Source organism: Pedobacter polysacchareus (assembly GCF_019802255.1).
Classification (GTDB): Bacteria; Bacteroidota; Bacteroidia; order Sphingobacteriales; family Sphingobacteriaceae; genus Pedobacter; species Pedobacter polysacchareus.
In genome coordinates this window covers 848,177-864,547 of sequence record NZ_JAHYSS010000002.1, presented here as the reverse complement: position 1 = coordinate 864,547, position 16,371 = coordinate 848,177, and the positions used below count along the sequence as shown (strand labels likewise).

At 43.6% G+C, this 16,371-nt stretch carries 10 protein-coding genes; all 10 read right to left on the bottom strand.

What is annotated here, in order from left to right:
- Positions 1 to 78 precede the first annotated feature (78 nt).
- Positions 79 to 1,398 carry a polysaccharide lyase 6 family protein gene (locus K7X70_RS07555; RefSeq protein WP_222536463.1) on the bottom strand — a complete coding sequence of 440 codons (1,320 nt, stop codon included), beginning with the start codon at positions 1,396 to 1,398 and terminating at the stop codon, positions 79 to 81.
- A 4-nt stretch (positions 1,399 to 1,402) separates the two neighbouring features.
- Positions 1,403 to 2,842, bottom strand: a complete 1,440-nt coding sequence (locus K7X70_RS07550) for an alpha-L-fucosidase (RefSeq protein ID WP_222536462.1) — start codon at positions 2,840 to 2,842, stop codon at positions 1,403 to 1,405.
- A gap of 157 nt (positions 2,843 to 2,999) precedes the next feature.
- The gene (locus tag K7X70_RS07545) at positions 3,000 to 3,791 is read right to left on the bottom strand and encodes a heparin lyase I family protein (protein WP_222536461.1); all 792 of its coding nucleotides are present in this window, start codon (positions 3,789 to 3,791) and stop codon (positions 3,000 to 3,002) included.
- A gap of 123 nt (positions 3,792 to 3,914) precedes the next feature.
- Complete coding sequence (locus K7X70_RS07540; RefSeq protein ID WP_222536460.1) at positions 3,915 to 5,099, bottom strand: glycoside hydrolase family 88 protein; 1,185 nt, start codon at positions 5,097 to 5,099, stop codon at positions 3,915 to 3,917.
- 66 nt (positions 5,100 to 5,165) lie between these two features.
- A complete protein-coding gene (locus K7X70_RS07535; protein WP_255606967.1) occupies positions 5,166 to 7,046 on the bottom strand; it encodes an alpha-L-fucosidase in 1,881 nt (626 codons plus the stop codon).
- Between the two features lie 111 nt (positions 7,047 to 7,157).
- A complete protein-coding gene (locus K7X70_RS07530; protein WP_255606965.1) occupies positions 7,158 to 8,402 on the bottom strand; it encodes an alginate lyase family protein in 1,245 nt (414 codons plus the stop codon).
- A 9-nt stretch (positions 8,403 to 8,411) separates the two neighbouring features.
- Positions 8,412 to 10,553 carry a glycoside hydrolase family 31 protein gene (locus tag K7X70_RS07525; RefSeq protein WP_222536459.1) on the bottom strand — a complete coding sequence of 714 codons (2,142 nt, stop codon included), beginning with the start codon at positions 10,551 to 10,553 and terminating at the stop codon, positions 8,412 to 8,414.
- A gap of 14 nt (positions 10,554 to 10,567) precedes the next feature.
- Complete coding sequence (locus tag K7X70_RS07520; RefSeq protein WP_222536458.1) at positions 10,568 to 13,147, bottom strand: glycoside hydrolase family 95 protein; 2,580 nt, start codon at positions 13,145 to 13,147, stop codon at positions 10,568 to 10,570.
- 3 nt (positions 13,148 to 13,150) lie between these two features.
- On the bottom strand, positions 13,151 to 15,610 hold the full coding sequence (locus K7X70_RS07515) for a glycoside hydrolase family 2 protein (RefSeq protein WP_222536457.1): 2,460 nt from the start codon (positions 15,608 to 15,610) through the stop codon (positions 13,151 to 13,153).
- A gap of 5 nt (positions 15,611 to 15,615) precedes the next feature.
- Complete coding sequence (locus K7X70_RS07510) at positions 15,616 to 16,365, bottom strand: hypothetical protein (RefSeq protein ID WP_222536456.1); 750 nt, start codon at positions 16,363 to 16,365, stop codon at positions 15,616 to 15,618.
- Positions 16,366 to 16,371: the final 6 nt, after the last annotated feature.

The following is a 16,371-nucleotide window of genomic DNA, read 5'->3' as shown; positions in this document are numbered from 1 at the left end:
AAGAAACCGGATACCATCTCGTAATTCTTCCATTTTGTGTCGGAATCAATTTATTCCAGGAAATATAAGAAATCGGGATTACAGCACCGGAAAAGAAGTATTCAATTTAGCCCAATCCGGTCCGATTTTCGTGCTTTCCCAGAAGGGCTCAAATGGCGACTGTCCTGGTTTTAAGTACAACCCATTCTTCATCTTTTTAAGGACTTCATTTTTCAATGTAAAACCTTTTTCTGGAGTTCCGGAATAAGATGGGCTCAAAATCAGGTTATCCTTAAAATCAACCAGCACCTTTTCATCATACCATTTTAATGGAGATTGATTCGCCAGAATGATATTCTCCGCAAAAACCGTATTTAAAGCGGGTAAATACCGACCAGGATGATAGCCCGCAGCAATCGCAAAAGGTTCTTTGCAATTGAGGATCAGGTTGCCCTTGATCAGCGCATTTTTCACTTGCCAATGGCTTGTTAATATCGGATTTGGCAGCCCTGCCATCACAGAAATCGCAGCACTCACACTCGTTCCTGTTAAATCCTGAAAGTAATTGTCATGTACGACATGATCTTCCCCAATGATGCGAACCCCACCAGTTCCAGGTTTCCCATTGCCGATAAAGAAGTTCCCTGAAACTTCCGAATGGTTCCCATGCCTTAAGGTCAGCGTAGCCTTGCACTCATAAAACAAGTTATTTCTAATGATATTCCGGCATGATTTATTAGAAACTGCTTCTAATTCCCCATTGCAATGCTCAAAAATATTCTCTTCTACTACCGTAAACGAATCATGAAAAGACCAGGTACTGGTTCCTATTCTAATGGTTTCGCCGCCATTTCTTCCCAATTCCGGACGTGGTCCAAAATAATTATGGTCGATCTGGTGGTAATTCGGTTTTTCTGAAAGCCAGACTACCAGCGTCACCCCTTGATGGCGTTTCCCTTTAAAAAAACAATGGTCTACCCGATTATGGTCTCCTCTTAAAGAAACCCATCGGTAATCTACTTTTTCATCCGGATGGTTGTAATCGACCACCGCAGTATTGGTTAACCTGCAAAAAGAAGCGCTTTCAGAAAAATTAATCACATCGCCAGCATCTAGAAAACCATTGCTAAAAGACAAACCATCTACCAGCAGCCAGGTTCCGTCAATCTCCAGGGAGGAATTACCGGTCAAAACCGTTTTCCCTGGATTTGCGGCCAATAAAACAATGGGACGCGCTTTGGTCCCATTTCCTTTAAATACAATTTTCTGATCTTTCCAATCACCTGCTTCCAGTATCACCCGATCACCAGGCGTTAAAACCAATGCTTCCAGTTCCTTTGCAGAACGAATGCGGTAATCTTTTGCCTGCCCAATAGCGGCGATCCATAGCAGCACAACAGTAAAAAGTATCGTTTTCATTTGATTAATCTAATGCACCGGTTTTCATTTCTTTTTTAGGCTGATCAGTCACATGATGTTCCACCGTACCTTCCAGCTCCAGGCGGATCACCGAAGCGACTGCATCAGGAGCTTCCTGAGGTACAGTAATCAACAACTCATCTCCTTTTCTTTGGGTGCTGACCTTCCCTTTACCTTTTGCTAAAAGTGATGCCGATAACACCTTATTTTTCAATCCAGGAACCACCAAAACCCCATCTTTAGGCCAGTTGAACACAGACAAATACAGCACAGTTCCTTTTTTGGTCTCTTTTCTTGTACAGCGTCCCCAATCCAATGGCGCTAAAGGACTTGCTTTTGTACCATAAATGGCTTCACTATTTACCTTCATCCATTTTCCAATATCGCTCAACCTTTGTACACTTTCCTCAGGAAAAGTACCATCTGGTTTCGGACCAACATTCAGCAAGTAATTTCCTCCTTTAGAAGCGATATCCACTAAATTACGGATCAATGTTTCACTTGATTTCCATTTATGATCTGCAGTACGGAATCCCCAGGTGCCATTCATGGTCATACAGGTTTCCCAGTCCATTCCATCCAATTCTGCCTGATTAGGAATTTTTTGCTCTGGAGTTTTAGTGTCCCCAGGGAAATTAGGTCTTTTTAAACGGTCGTTGGTAATGATTTGAGGCTGTGTTTTTAGCGCATTTTGAAGTTTTAAAGCGGCTTCATCCGTCATATTTGTTGGCGTATCCCACCAAAGCACAGCAATATCACCGTAATTGGTCATCAATTCTTTCACTTGTGGGACAGCCACCTCATCAATATATTGATCGAAGTTTTTTGTCTGCTGAGCAGGATCCCAATGGCCTTTATTGGCCAGCGTATAAGCATCAATTTTTGTAGAATCTGGGTTTGCCCAGCCCTCTCTCATTTCTTTTCTTGCAGCTGATCCACCAGGGTTATTCCAATCCTGTGCCTGAGAATAATAAAAACCTAGTTTCAGTCCATATTTCTTACAGGCTTCTGCTAAAGGTTTCAGCAGATCTTTACCATAAGGAGTGGCATCGGTGATGTCCCATTTACTGGCTTTTGAGTTGAATAAAGCGAAACCATCATGGTGTTTTGCCGTGATGATCAGGTATTTCATCCCCGCGTCTTTAGCCATTTTGACCCAGGCATCCGGATTATATTTTGTAGGATTGAAGCTTTTAGCCATTTCCTGATACTCTGCAACAGGAATTTTAGAGCGGTTCATGATCCATTCTGCCCCTCCGCGAAGCTGTTCATGTCCTTTATATACGCCAGCAAACTGCGCATAAACGCCCCAGTGGATGAACATGCCGAATTTGGCCTCTCGCCACCAGGCCATCCGCTCGTCTTTAGTTAGCGCGCGTTGGCCATGGGCGAACTGAATAAAAAAAGATAATGCTATGAGGAGTGATAATGATATTTTACGCATAATGGTTATAATGGTTAGGTCTCCTAATGTACTGCATATTTAGCAAGGGGAACACTCTGTAATTGGCTGATGTTTCAGCAATATTACCCTGAGTGCTCCCCTTGCATGCTTTAGGCCATTATTTTAATGGTTCTTTTTTCCAGCCCAACACCTTATTCTATTGCGCGGCATCGGCATAAGTAGTCCCGATTCTGATCTTTTTCACATAATGTGTCACCGCAGCTTCATCACCACCATATACGCCCCATTTAGGATCGCAATCCTGCACATCAAGCGTCCTGCAAGTCAGGCGCTGAGTACCGTTAGACAAGGTTTGTTTCACCCCATTGTACCAGAATTCAATAAATCCGATGGCTGGATTACGGGAAACTTTCATACGAATCACAAAGCTCATCCAGGTACTCACTGGTAAATTAATCGACCAGGGAACCGTAGCCACATGACTATCGTCAAAATGCTGCAGCTCTAATTTCCCATTTTTTGTCCTCAGCATCAAAGGATGATTTTGTCGGGAGTCTTCGGTAGGGTAAGATTTCCACTGGAAAATCGCCTCCGTTTTTAAATTCGAGGGGATGAGCAGTTTACTCGTAAAACCGATGTAAATTTCATCACCTTCGGCTGCCTGAAAATTCTTGGCACCACGTACCTCTGTACGGTGGCTCCCCAATGGTTTCAAAAATTTCCAGGTCAACACACCCGTTTCATCTGTTACCGTAGATAATGCCCCCGTTCCCTCGATATTGATGGCTTTCCAGAGATTATCGGCGCCATTACTCGCATCACCGTTGAACAATACCGAAGCAGCAACAGGATCATCCGTTGTCGTGACCACTTCTTTAGTTTTCGGATTTGGACTAATGGCAGACTCTGCTGATCCTTCCTTTTCACAACTGGACAATAACGCACCCCCACTCATCAATACTGCAATCATTAATTGGTTCTTTTTCATAAAGTTTATATATGGTTAGTATTAGGTTGATTCTCGTTATTGTCCGGTTATGGAATTAAAAACATCCGGCATTTCATTCGCTGGATTTATGCCCAAGCGAAAACCGCTGCAGCTAACAAACGCTTATTTCAACTGATCTGCCCTTAACAAAGCTTCCAGATAATAGTAATCGGCGTAAGAAAGCGGCACATCTACCTCAGAATTTGAAGGTTTAGAACCGGTGCTGCTGATCAGGATAAATCCTTTATTCGTTCCCACCGGCGCTGTATATTTATTAGCCATACTGTTCATCATCACATTTGCTTTTTCTTTATAAAGTGCCTTTTGCTGACTATAATCACTCAGTTCATACAATGCAGAAGCGATCACCGCGGCAGCGGAGACATCTCTTGGTTCATTAGGAATATTTGGCGCGTTAAAATCCCAGTAAGGAACCAGGTCTTTTGGCATATTTGGATGGTTCAGGATATATGCAGCTATGTTTTCTGCTTGTTTCAAATAAACAGGATCTTTAGTGAATCGGTAACACATTGTATAACCGTATAATGCCCATCCCTGTCCCCTGGACCAGGCAGATTCATGGCTGTAACCCTGATGGGTTTGCTTTTTCAATACCGCACCAGTTTGAGGATCATAATCAATCACATGATATGAGCTGTAATCCGGGCGGAAATGGTTTTTCATGGTTACATTGGCATGGCTCACTGCAATCTTATAAAAAGAAGAATCACCACTTAATCTGGTCGCTTCAAACAGCAGCTCCAGGTTCATCATATTGTCGATAATCACTGGATTCACCCATTTATCCCGACTATGATCCCAGGATAAAATCACCCCTGTTTTAGGATTAAAGCGAGTGGCCAGTTTTTTTGCCGATTCCACAATCACTTCTTTGTAATGGGCATCTTTCGTAATGCGATAGCCTGTACCAATGCTGCAATACACTTTAAAGCCCATATCATGCGTCGTACCATTCAGCTTTTCCTTTTCGATAGCCGCAGAAAACTTCCTCGCTTCTTTCATCCAGGGCTGCTGATGGTTGTATTCATATAAAAACCAAAGCACACCAGGAAAAAAACCACTGGTCCAATCTCTTGAAGCCACCAATTTCAGTTTTCCATCTTCGATAGTCCTCGGCGAAACCAATGCTGGATTTTTGGAATGCAACTTTGCTTGTTCCACCTCCTTCAGCATAAATTCTGTTTGTTTAGCAGCCAGCTTGAACGCTTTTTTAACGTTCGGTTTCTGGGCAAAAGTGCTGGTATGCAGCAAAGAAAGGGCTAGTACAGTAAAGAGGTATCTTTTCATTATTCTAAATATTATATGGGTAATTACTTATTTTAAAAAGCTAAAGGACTAAAAGGTTAAAAGGCATCAAAGCGCTATCGGTATTAACTGGACTTCCAGGAGTTTCATCAGTTCGACACCATTCGTGTTTTCTGCACTAAGTTTTAACTGGTACTGGCCTTTATTCAGCGAAACCGATCCTATTTCCTGGGTCACAACACCTGATTTCTGAACGATAGCGGGCATTTCTTTATTCATAGGTCCCAGCTGAAAGCGATAAGTCCCTTTCGGATCCGCTCCGCCAATGTATTTCACCAATACCTTATACTTTGCAGGAGCCAGGGTTTTAACATCCCAGGAGAAGTACTGTCCTTTCTCTTTTAAGCCATCCACGAAATAACGGTTGGTTTTTCCATCCCCAAAGCCAAAACCTTTGCCATGCAACGTCGCATCAAAAGAAAGCAGCCTATTCGTTACATCTTTATTGGCCAGCAGTCGCCAAGAATCTACTGCTAAAGGGGCACTTAGTTCCAATACCACCACTGCATCCACCAGATCCGGACTTTGTTTAGGAACAGAAATACTTAAATCTGCCGGGCTTAAACGCTTTATTTCTAATTTCTTTTTTGCCGGATCATTCAATAGATAAGCCTGTTTAACATCCGTTTTTAATCCTGCCAGCAATAACTTGCCATCCTTTGGCCATTCAAAAATGTGCAGATAAACCTGCATGCCTTTTTGTGTGGTTACTCCCCATGCCGGGATTGGCAAGCCAGAGCGTTGGGTACCAAAAATCGAAGCCGAGTTTTTATGCAGCCAGGGGCCGATACTATCTAAAATACGCTGGTCTTTCTGGTCGAAACTTCCATCGCCTTTAGGGCCAATATTCATCAATAGATTACCACCACGAGCGCTTGCATTAGCCAGCAGGCGAATAAAAAAACCAGCAGGCTTATGACTGTTATCATGTTTTGAATAACCGTAAGATTCATTCGTAGTAGGAATCGCCTCCCAATCTCCGGCTACAGTACGAAATTCTGCCGGACGATCTCCTGTATTTAGATAATCACCAAAATTCCCAGTAGCGCTTCTCGCCAAACGGCCATTGACCACAATATTAGGGTCAGTTTCCCGAATGGCCTGTAGTATCCGCAGGTTTTCGGAAAAGGGTAATTTATGTGGCGTATCAAACCATAAAATATCTGGATGATAGGTATTGATCAATTCTTTAATCTGAGGAATTGCCTTCTCATTTACATATTGCTGTGCTTTAGGCAACCATTCCGGATGGTTATCGAACCAGTTTGCACCACCAATCAACTGATCACCTCCTGGATTTTTATACTCCCAGTCATTGCCCGGGGCATTAGGATCTTCCCAATCAAAAGCATGAGAGTAGTAAAACCCGAACTTAATTCCATGTTTCTTGGCTGCTGCAGCCAATTCTGCCATCGGATCCCGCTTAAAAGGCGTCTGATCCATCACATCAAAATCCGAAACTTTAGAATCAAACATCGCAAAGCCATCATGGTGTTTCGCAGTCACGATGAAATAATTCATGCCCGCTTTTTTTGCCTCCAAAATCCATTCCTCTGCGTTAAATTTCATAGGATTGAATTGATGAGCAAGATCCAGATAAGCAGCCCTGCTGATTTTTTCTTTACGCATCAAATGTTCTGCATAACCGTCTACAACTTTCCCTTTCCATTCTCCCTCAGGGATAGAATAAAGCCCCCAATGGATGAACATACCAAACTTCGCATCCCTCCACCATTGAATCCGCTCTTCATGATTTTTCATTGAAGCCGTCCACCAGCCATTTTTAGCAGCTTCTATTGCCCGCTCATCACGCGCTTTTGCCTGGTTAAACATATCCTTATCTTCATCACCCGCCACCTGGCTATAGCTATAACCCGCGCTCAACGATAAGGACAGTAATAAAACAGCCGACTTACAATTCATTCTCATTTAGCATCATTTATTATTAAAAAACACCTCTTTATCATTAAACTTAGCTCTAAAACTTCATGCTGTTCCTTTGCAATAAAGCCTCGGACGCCTCTACTTTACTGATACACATTACAACCAGATCAGCGGATTTCTAACTGGCAGATTGCGAATTACCTCTTCCACTTTCGGTTGATGATCCAGCTGCTGCCAGGTTTTCAGCCATTCTTCCTGCTGAAAAGCATCTGCCGCAAATATTAGGAAAGGCTGGGCTACCGGCCATTGTTCCCAATACATCACATCCGGTTTTAAAGGCCATGTACTTTTATCTTTTACAAAAGGATAGAAATACGCTACTCCTTTTTTGATGGATCTGCCATCTGCGGTTTCAAAAGTCCAGAGGTTATCCTGAGGCGTAGAAAGAATCTGGCAAAGTGCAGTCATGGCATCCAGGTTAAAAACCGAATAACCGTAAGGTTTTGTGCGCGACAATTCTCTAGGAAAACTGCCGTCTGCAGCCATCTGATTAGGAAGCAGCACAGTTTTATAGCGATCGCTGCAAAACTTCATCAGCTCCCCATTTCCAGTCAGTTTAGCAAAAGAAGCCACCTGCATCGTAAAACAAGTGCCGTGGTTATTCTCCGCTTTCATCTCATCTTTACCATAAGGATGGGTCATCAGCCAGTTCAGATATTCGGAAAACCAGCCCTTTACCCCTTGCAGTACAGCTTGATCCAAGCTAGCCGACATGACCATTACCCCTTGCGCAACCTCCATCAGCTGAATGGTGTCTATAATGCCAATCCCACGACCAGTAAACCGACCTTTTATCGCCTGGGCGAATTTCAGGTGAGGATTCATCAGTGTACCTTCATTGATAAACCAGGCCTTTAAATGTACCATTGCCTGTTTGGCATATTTTTCTTCTCCTGTGAGGCGATAAGCCGAAGCCAATGCGCCGATAATTTCGCTAAAGCGGATCATCGCTAAACGATGCGCCACAAAGTTTTCAGGATTAGTCATTCCATCTCTCTGTATATAAGGACCATCCGGATTTTTAGGATCCGGCCACCAGTAATCTCCTTCGGAAAAGAAATCATGTATACCGCCAGCACTTCTTGTGGAACTTGCCGCCGTTACAGTGACTGGTTTTTGCTGCATCGCCCATTTTGCCTTTGCGAACACCTGCTTTTTTAAAGTCAGTTCTGCTTGCTTCCTAATTTCGTCTGCACGTACTATGGTTTCATCATGCTGGAAACTGCTGTTGTCAGCTTTCAGTTTCGCTTCGTCCTCATTCACTGGCTTTCCAATGGCTGGCCTTTGCAGGCCAACCAGTAGAAAAACTCCTATACAAACCATCAGGATTCCTTTATTCATATGCAGTGTTTATTTTGTCATTGCTTTAAAACTGATTTTATTCAGTGTATTCGGTTTCCCTTTCACAGCGCTGCTTATAGAACTTTTCAATTTCCCATCTTTTCCTAGTTCCATTTTAATCTCACGGAAGCTATAAGCACCTTTTTCATAATCAAAACTCTCCCCATCATCATCGTACAATTGATACGTACCAGGTTTCGAACCATAATACCTGATCTCCAGATCAATCTTATCCATAGGTTTCGGGGCATGCATCAGTCCTGGTCCCATTGGAATGATCCCACCATCTTTCACATACACTGGAATGCGGTCTAATCCCGGCTTAACGGTAATTACCGTACCATCACCCACGAAATCCCCAGTATAGAAATCGAACCATTTTCCACGAGGAAGGATCACGGTACGTGTTGTTTTTCCGGCAAACATCGGAGCTACCAATAAGTACTCCCCTGCCATGTATTGATCTTTTACTTCTTTAGTTACCGCATCTACATAAGGATTTTCTTCCAGATCTGTGTTTCTCACTTCTTTATCAATTCCGGAGTTAAAACCAGGCTCCATGTTCATTGCACGGAAAGGAGGAATCCCTTGAAAATGATATTTCGCAAATTCACTATACCAGTAAGGCATCATTTGCATGCGTAAAATGGCCATGTCTTTTACCTGTTTTTCTACTTCCGGGTAAGACCATGGTTTTGTACCGCTAGACCAGGCATTGATCATCGCCATTGGCGAAAACACAACCGATTGCATCCTACGCAGCCATTCTTCACCAGTTTTAGAGGCCCTTACTTCTGGCGTCCATAATACTCCCGCAAAACTGCTATTGATTAAAGCGGTGATAAAGTCTTCATGGTTGTAATAATCATTATAAATCACATACGGAAAAGAAGTCCCTCCGCCGTTGGAACCACGAACCAGGCCATAAGTACGCTGATTACGCTCACGAAAAAGGTCGGTACTGTAACGCTGAGTCAGCAAACCGTAAGTCTGGCGCATTTGCTCTGCAGATTTTCCAGAGGGAAATGTGGTTACATCCGGCCATAAATAATGGTCGTAACCATCTACTTCATCAAATTTATAACCGCTGACACCAATAGCCACCTGGTCCTTTTTCAACTGACCAAACAACAGTTGCTGTGCCTCTGGCATCGTTAAATCAGGTATTGCACCTAACCAAACGGTATGGTCGGCAGTAAAAGGTTTGATCGCTTTGTAAATCGGAGATTCCGGTGAAACGTAAGGATTGGTCCATAAATTCAACCTGATTCCTTTTTTGAGCATATCGCTCACAAATCCCGCGGGACTAGGAAATCTGCCCTTATCCCATTCAAATGAACAAGGGTAGGATTTACTTTGCCAGCCTGGTTCTAAACCAATAAAATCTAAAGGGAAACCTTTTTCGGCAAAAGTATCGGCTTCCTTTTCTACCTCTTCAGCAGTAAAAAGTGTTTTCACGCGCTGTGTAAAGCCCAATCCCCAGCGCGGAGGCAAAGGACCACCGCCATTAAATAAATTGTAGCGGCTCACTGCTTTTAACGGTGTCGGGCCCGCAAACACATAAAACTCCACACCTTCTGCAGGCACCAGAAATTCTACCGCATCGGAATATGGGCGGGATGCCCAGCTTTTATCGGTATTCCGATCTTTGGCAGGAGGCGCATTTTCACTGTCTCTCCGAACCCCGGTTCCTGCATAAACTTTCAGGTAACGGGCAGAATTTACAAAAACCCCATAACCATCCGAAGACACATAAAAAGGGGTTGGCGAATGCGTCCGACCATTGTCTTTCCCACCAAAATGATCCACATGCAATTCAAGGATCTTTCCGCGCTGATGAACAGTTTGAAAGTTCAAACCAAAACCAAACAGCTGCTCCTCCTTTTTCAGGGGGAAACTTAAATAGGTTTTCCCATCTTTTAACTGGGCAACTACCTGCTGCTGCACCATAGGAAACTCCGCTGAGCCCATTTGCGCTAAACCAGCGGCATAAGGTTTGACGCCAGAAGCCGTCAATAAATTATAACTTTCAGGACGGCCAACCGTCCCTTTCCAAACACCTGGAGCAACCAATTCCCAGGCGATAGTTTGTGCATTTAAACAAAGGCAACTCAGTAAAAATGCAGTACAAATCAAAATGCTTTTAAACATAATCTTTAACTGTTTTATAGGGTGTATACTTTGTAAATCTTATTTTTTTCAGTCTTAAAATCAAAAACGTAGCCCTCAGGGACTGCTAATTTTTTCAACACTGCCTTGGAAACGTTCTTATAAGCAGGTACGTAAGGTTTTTGCGTTAACATATTGCTATTTTCTCCGGTAGCCGGGCTGACATTTAAGGCCTTAGCATCACTTGAAGGAGTACCGTCGGCATTTACCACTACAATTCTCACCGGCTGCAAAGTCCTTAATCTGCAATTCCCTCCATTTTCCGACTTGATTGTTGCCTCGCTTAACTTCCCATCTTTCCAGTTCATTCCAATCACAAAATTACCTCTGGCTTTGATCCCCTGAATACTGCCGGAAGACCAGGCATCCGGCAATGCCGGCAATAAACTGATCATCCCATCCTGACTCTGCAGTAGCATTTCAGTAATCCCTGCCGTTGCTCCAAAGTTGCCATCAATCTGGAAAGGAGGATGTGCATCAAAAAGGTTCGGATAGGTACCTCCTCCACTCATCTGCGCTTTCGTCAATGTCGGATCTATATAAGTAAAAGCGTCTTCCAGTATTTTGTAAGCATGATTTCCATCCTGCAGCCTTGCCCACCAATTGATTTTCCAGGCCATAGACCATCCTGTGCTCACATCACCTCTAAAAATCAGGGTTTGTTTTGCCGCACTGGCCAACTCGGGTGTTTCAAAAACAGAAATCTGGTTGCCAGGGAACAGACTGAACAGATGAGAAATGTGACGGTGCTGATCTTTTGGATCATCCCAATCCTGAAACCATTCCTGCACCTGACCGTATTGTCCGATGTGGAAAGGATATAACTTTTCACGCGCATGGATCAATTCATTTCTAAAAGGCGCGTCTATATTTAAGGCCTCAGTTGTACGGATGATGTCCGTAAACAACTGTCTGAGGATCGACATATCCATCGTTGAAGCTTTGGAAAGCTGGTATTCTTTACCTTGGATTTTAACCGTATTTTCTGGCGAAGTGGATGGGCTGGTCACCAGGTAACCACTCTGATCATCTTTGATCAGCCATTGCAGCATAAACTCCGCCGCGCCCTTCATCAAAGGATAAGCAGTTTTGCTTAAAAACACTTTGTCGCCGGTAAACTGGTAATGTTCGAACAAATGTGTGCTGAACCAGGCGCCGCTCATCGGCCATGCCGTCCATCTTGGTGCCCCTTTAGGATCCCAATCGTAGCCTCCCGGAGGAGATGTTTTTGCCCAAAGGTCAGAATTGTGATGGGCTACCCATCCCTTGTCTATATTGTAATTTACTTTCGCGGTTTTTGCCCCATTTACTGCCAATTCCTTCATAAAGTCGAACAGTGGCTGGTGGCACTCCGAAAGGTTGGCATTTTCTGCCAGCCAGTAATTCATTTCCGTATTGATATTGGTGGTATAATTGCTTCCCCATGGCGGTTGCACATGGTCGTTCCAAATCCCCTGAAGGTTCGATGGACGAGATCCCAGACGGGAACAGGCAATCATCAGATAACGCCCAAACTGATAATATAAAGCCTGCAGGCCCTGGTCATTTTTAGTACTTGCATATTGCTTTAAACGTTCGTCCGTACTTAGCTTTTCAGCCAGCGCATTGCCTTTCAGCTCAAATTTCACACGGTTAAAAAGCTGCTGATAATCTTTAATGTGCTGCGCTTTCAATACGTCATAACCTTTTCCAAACACGCCATTCATAGCTGCCAGACTGGCTATCGCAGGATCTTTCCCAGCAAGCCCCGGAGATTGATCAAAGCCGTTAAAGCTGGTGGCTTCTGTTAAATAAATTGTCACTGCATTTGCATTTTGAACGACCAGTTGATCTCCAGCTGCTTTTAATGTTCCCCCCTCATTTTTGACCCTCATTCGGATCTCAAAAGTCATCCCCTCTTTCTCATCGTATTCCACCTGCTTCGGTTCGTAATCCCTGTTTGCTACAAACTTTGGCGCCTTTCCTTTCAAGATCAGCTCCTGATCACCTGCCGCAGCAGTCTTAAAACGCAGTTTACTGATCAAGCCGGTATTGAAACTGATCGACCCAGGCTTACTCGCAGTAATCCGCATCATCAATACTTTCCCAGGAAAACTGGTAAATACTTCTCTTTTATAGTCTACCCCATTCAATGAATAATTCACTGTAGCAATGGCGTTGTCCAGACTCAGCGATCTATTGTATTTAGTAGGAATACTATCTTTTTGATTAAACTGCAGATACAAATCTCCTAAAGGAAGATACCTTGCTGAATAAGGCCCTTGCATTTTCCTCCACAGCTGCGTGGCTTCCTCATATTTGCCTTCCTCTATTGCTTTACGTACTTCTGGCAATACTTTCGGCCCTGCCGGATTATTTCCTGGATCCGGATAGCCAGACCACAGTGTATTGTCGTTTAAAGGGATTCTTTCCCGATTTACACGACCATACACCATGGCACCCGTTTTCCCATTGCCAAGTGGCAAAGCTTCCTCCCAAACTTTCGCCGGGCGATCATACCATAATTTTAAAGGCTGCTGTGCAATGGCATTTATCGAAATGGACAGGGCTCCTAAGCAGACATACAGTTTCTTCATGTTCTATTCGTTTATTTCCAAAAATGCGGAAGACAGTCCATCGGCTTTTACGCTCGCTACACTCTTTCCTTTATTCATTTTGATGCTGATCTCTGCAGATCCGTTTCCAAGCTGTACTTTTCTCGAACCGCGGGCAGTTCCCAAATCATCGATTAAAGTACCGTCGCCGGTGATGCCAAAGCTGATATAGTTCTGCGCATCCAAACACAAGATATTATTCTTGTCTAATACTTTAACCTGAATCGTGGCTATCCCATCCTTTTGAGACACCTTTTCCAGTATCATTTTTGCGGGTTTATCCCATTTTGCCGTTTGATATTCTTGTGTGATCTCATCTGTAAACACCTTTCCATCTTTTTTACCTACTGCTTTAATGGTATTCTGACCTTCTTTAAAGTTGACCATCCACCTCAAACCGGCAGCAGGAAAGTCCTGGCTATTTCTTTTTCTCTTGCCTATGCTTTTACCGTTCAGGAAGAGTTCTACTTCATCCAGGTTTGCATATACTTTCACCATTTTCTCTTCTGCAGCATCACCCCATCTTACCGGCCAGGAATGACCATAAATATGGATCATCGGCGCTGTTGTCCAGTACGACTGGAACACATAAAACGCTTCTTTTTTAGTGAAATCACGTTCAACCACCCCTTTTTGGTTCATATAAGGAACCGGATTATCCGGACGGACAGGCGTAGAAAAATCTTTAAACGGCCAGTAAGCAGCACCAGTCAGCCAAGGCATGGTTTCCTGCTCTTTCAAATGCCAGTCGATCAGGTTTACGATATAACTTTCGCTCCAATCACCGTCTTTAGAAACACGGGCACTGCCGCCAAATAACGAGGCATCACCTGCACGCTCATCAGCACCCTTACCTTTAGTGACCAAACTCAAAGCATTATCCGGACTTTCCGAATGTCTGCCTGCATGGCTATCCCCTCCCCATTCCACATGAAGGAAGTGGTCTACTTTATCAAATTCCTGCTTAGATACTTCTTTATATTCAGTGTAAATCCCACGATACCAACCTGCCCAGATCGAAGGCGAGTAAACGTCTACAATGTCTTTACAGAAATCACATCTTCTGATCGCTGTTTTTCTGGAAGGATCCAGTACGTGTGAAAGGTCGTTCAGTTCTTTCATGAACTCCCTGATCTTATGCTGATCAAACTCCGAGAAATCTCCCGGCCAATCATTTTCATTCCCCATTCCCCAGATGATGATCGAGGGATGGTTATAATGCTGCTCCACCATATTGCGGAGCATGGTACGCGCCTGATTTTTGTAGCTTTCGCCACCTAAACCACCACGACACCAGGGAATCTCTTCCCATACTAAAATCCCTAAACTGTCACATAAATCCAGTACAATTCTGGATTGCTGGTAATGACCGAGGCGGATAAAATTAACGCCCATACTTTTCATCAGCACCATTTCCTCGCGGATCTGATCTTCTGTCATCGCTGCTGCTACGCCTGCATGGTCTTCATGACGGTGCGTACCTCTTAATAAAAACCTTTTGCCATTCAGCATAAAAGGTCCTTTTTTAACAAACTCAAAGTTTCTGAATCCTATTTTTTCTGAATGAACTGAGGTCAGTCCATTCGCAGTAATGCTCATTTCTACGGTATACAGGTTTGGATGCTCGGTAGACCATAACTGCGGTTTCTTCAGCGAAGTTTCCCAAAGCGCTTTTTTCCCATAAAATGCTTTCCATTGTTTATTAAAAGAAGCCACCAATTTCCCCTGAGGGTCTTTGACCTGGAATTTCACCAACACCGTATCGACCCCATCCGGATTTAACAATTGCGAACTGATCTTTAAACTCCCTAACGCGCCTTTTGCGTCCACACTTGCCTCAGCAAAAATCTTCTCTGCGGATACCTGCGGCACATAAACAAGGTTCAGGTAACGGTATAAACCGCCATACACATTAAAATCTGAAAGATCCGAAGGGATCATTTCAAGATCCCGGGAGTTGTCCGAACGGATTTCTACCGGGATCTTTCCTTTAAACTGTTTTTCAAATAAAGGTTTTTTACGGAAAGCCGCTACCGCATCGGTAATATCGGCCGTCCATTCATCGTAACCGCCCACATGCTCGGCTACTAAAACATCGTAGACATAAACTTTAGTCTTCTGCCCTGCTCCTTCAAAATGAAGAAGTGTACGCCCATTTTTATAAGGATTGCTGATCGTCAGCTGCGTCCGGTACCAACCCGGTCCCTGGTAATAGTTGACATCGGGAGTAACGGCATCCTTCGCATTGAAACAATGTGGGAGAACGACTTGCTCCCATACCGGGACACTTTCAGGATTCCCGGCTTTCACCGGCCTGATGGCTTCATAAATACCACCAAGATCACCCTTCAGAAATTCCCAGTTTTGGGTTAAACGCTGACTTTGCTGTGCAAATACATTATTAAACAGGATCGTGCAAAAAAAGACTAAAGCTATTCTTCTCATAAATTTTATTCTGGTCGATAAGGGAAAACTGTGGCGCCATATACATGAACAATGGCATTTGTGGTCACATAACCACCGGATCTGTTTTTCGTCAATTTATTAATCACCAATGGTGCAAGGTCATCATTGTTCAGAATGGATAAACTCATTTTACCTTCCTGATCAAATCCTTTCCCTCCATTCATAAAGCCCAGCAGAGAAGATTTAGTGGCCAATGTTCCCGGAGGCAGCATGGTTTGTGCATCTACAGGTGTTAAACGGAGGTTATTGAAATTATAAGTCCCTTGCAGCATCAGGTAAAGAAAATAATTCCTCACATCAGCTTTAGGATAATCCGACCATTTTGTGGCTGGCCGACTTGTTGCAATCGTCTCTGTACCTGGAACCAAAGTGATAATCGGGAAATCAAACCACATTCCTCCAGTCACCTTATTCGTTTTGGCATCCCAAACCCGGATGGCATCATTGTGAAGAAACATGAAAGTCATTCCTTGTTTTTCATAGGCAGCAAGGTCGATCTCTGCATATTCCAAACCCTTTCTCATCCATTTAAAAACCGTATCACTACGGTTAGCCGGACTTTCATAAGAACGGTCTTCTAAGAACTTTCTAGCCGAAATATGGATGTTCGGATCCAGTGTTTGAGGATTATAATCGTATTTCTTTTGTAGTTCCATATCGAACAACGTGCATCCTGTTAATGGGAGCAGCAATAAGAAGGCGTACCTTTTCAGTAATCTATTGATCTTATTCATGGTCTG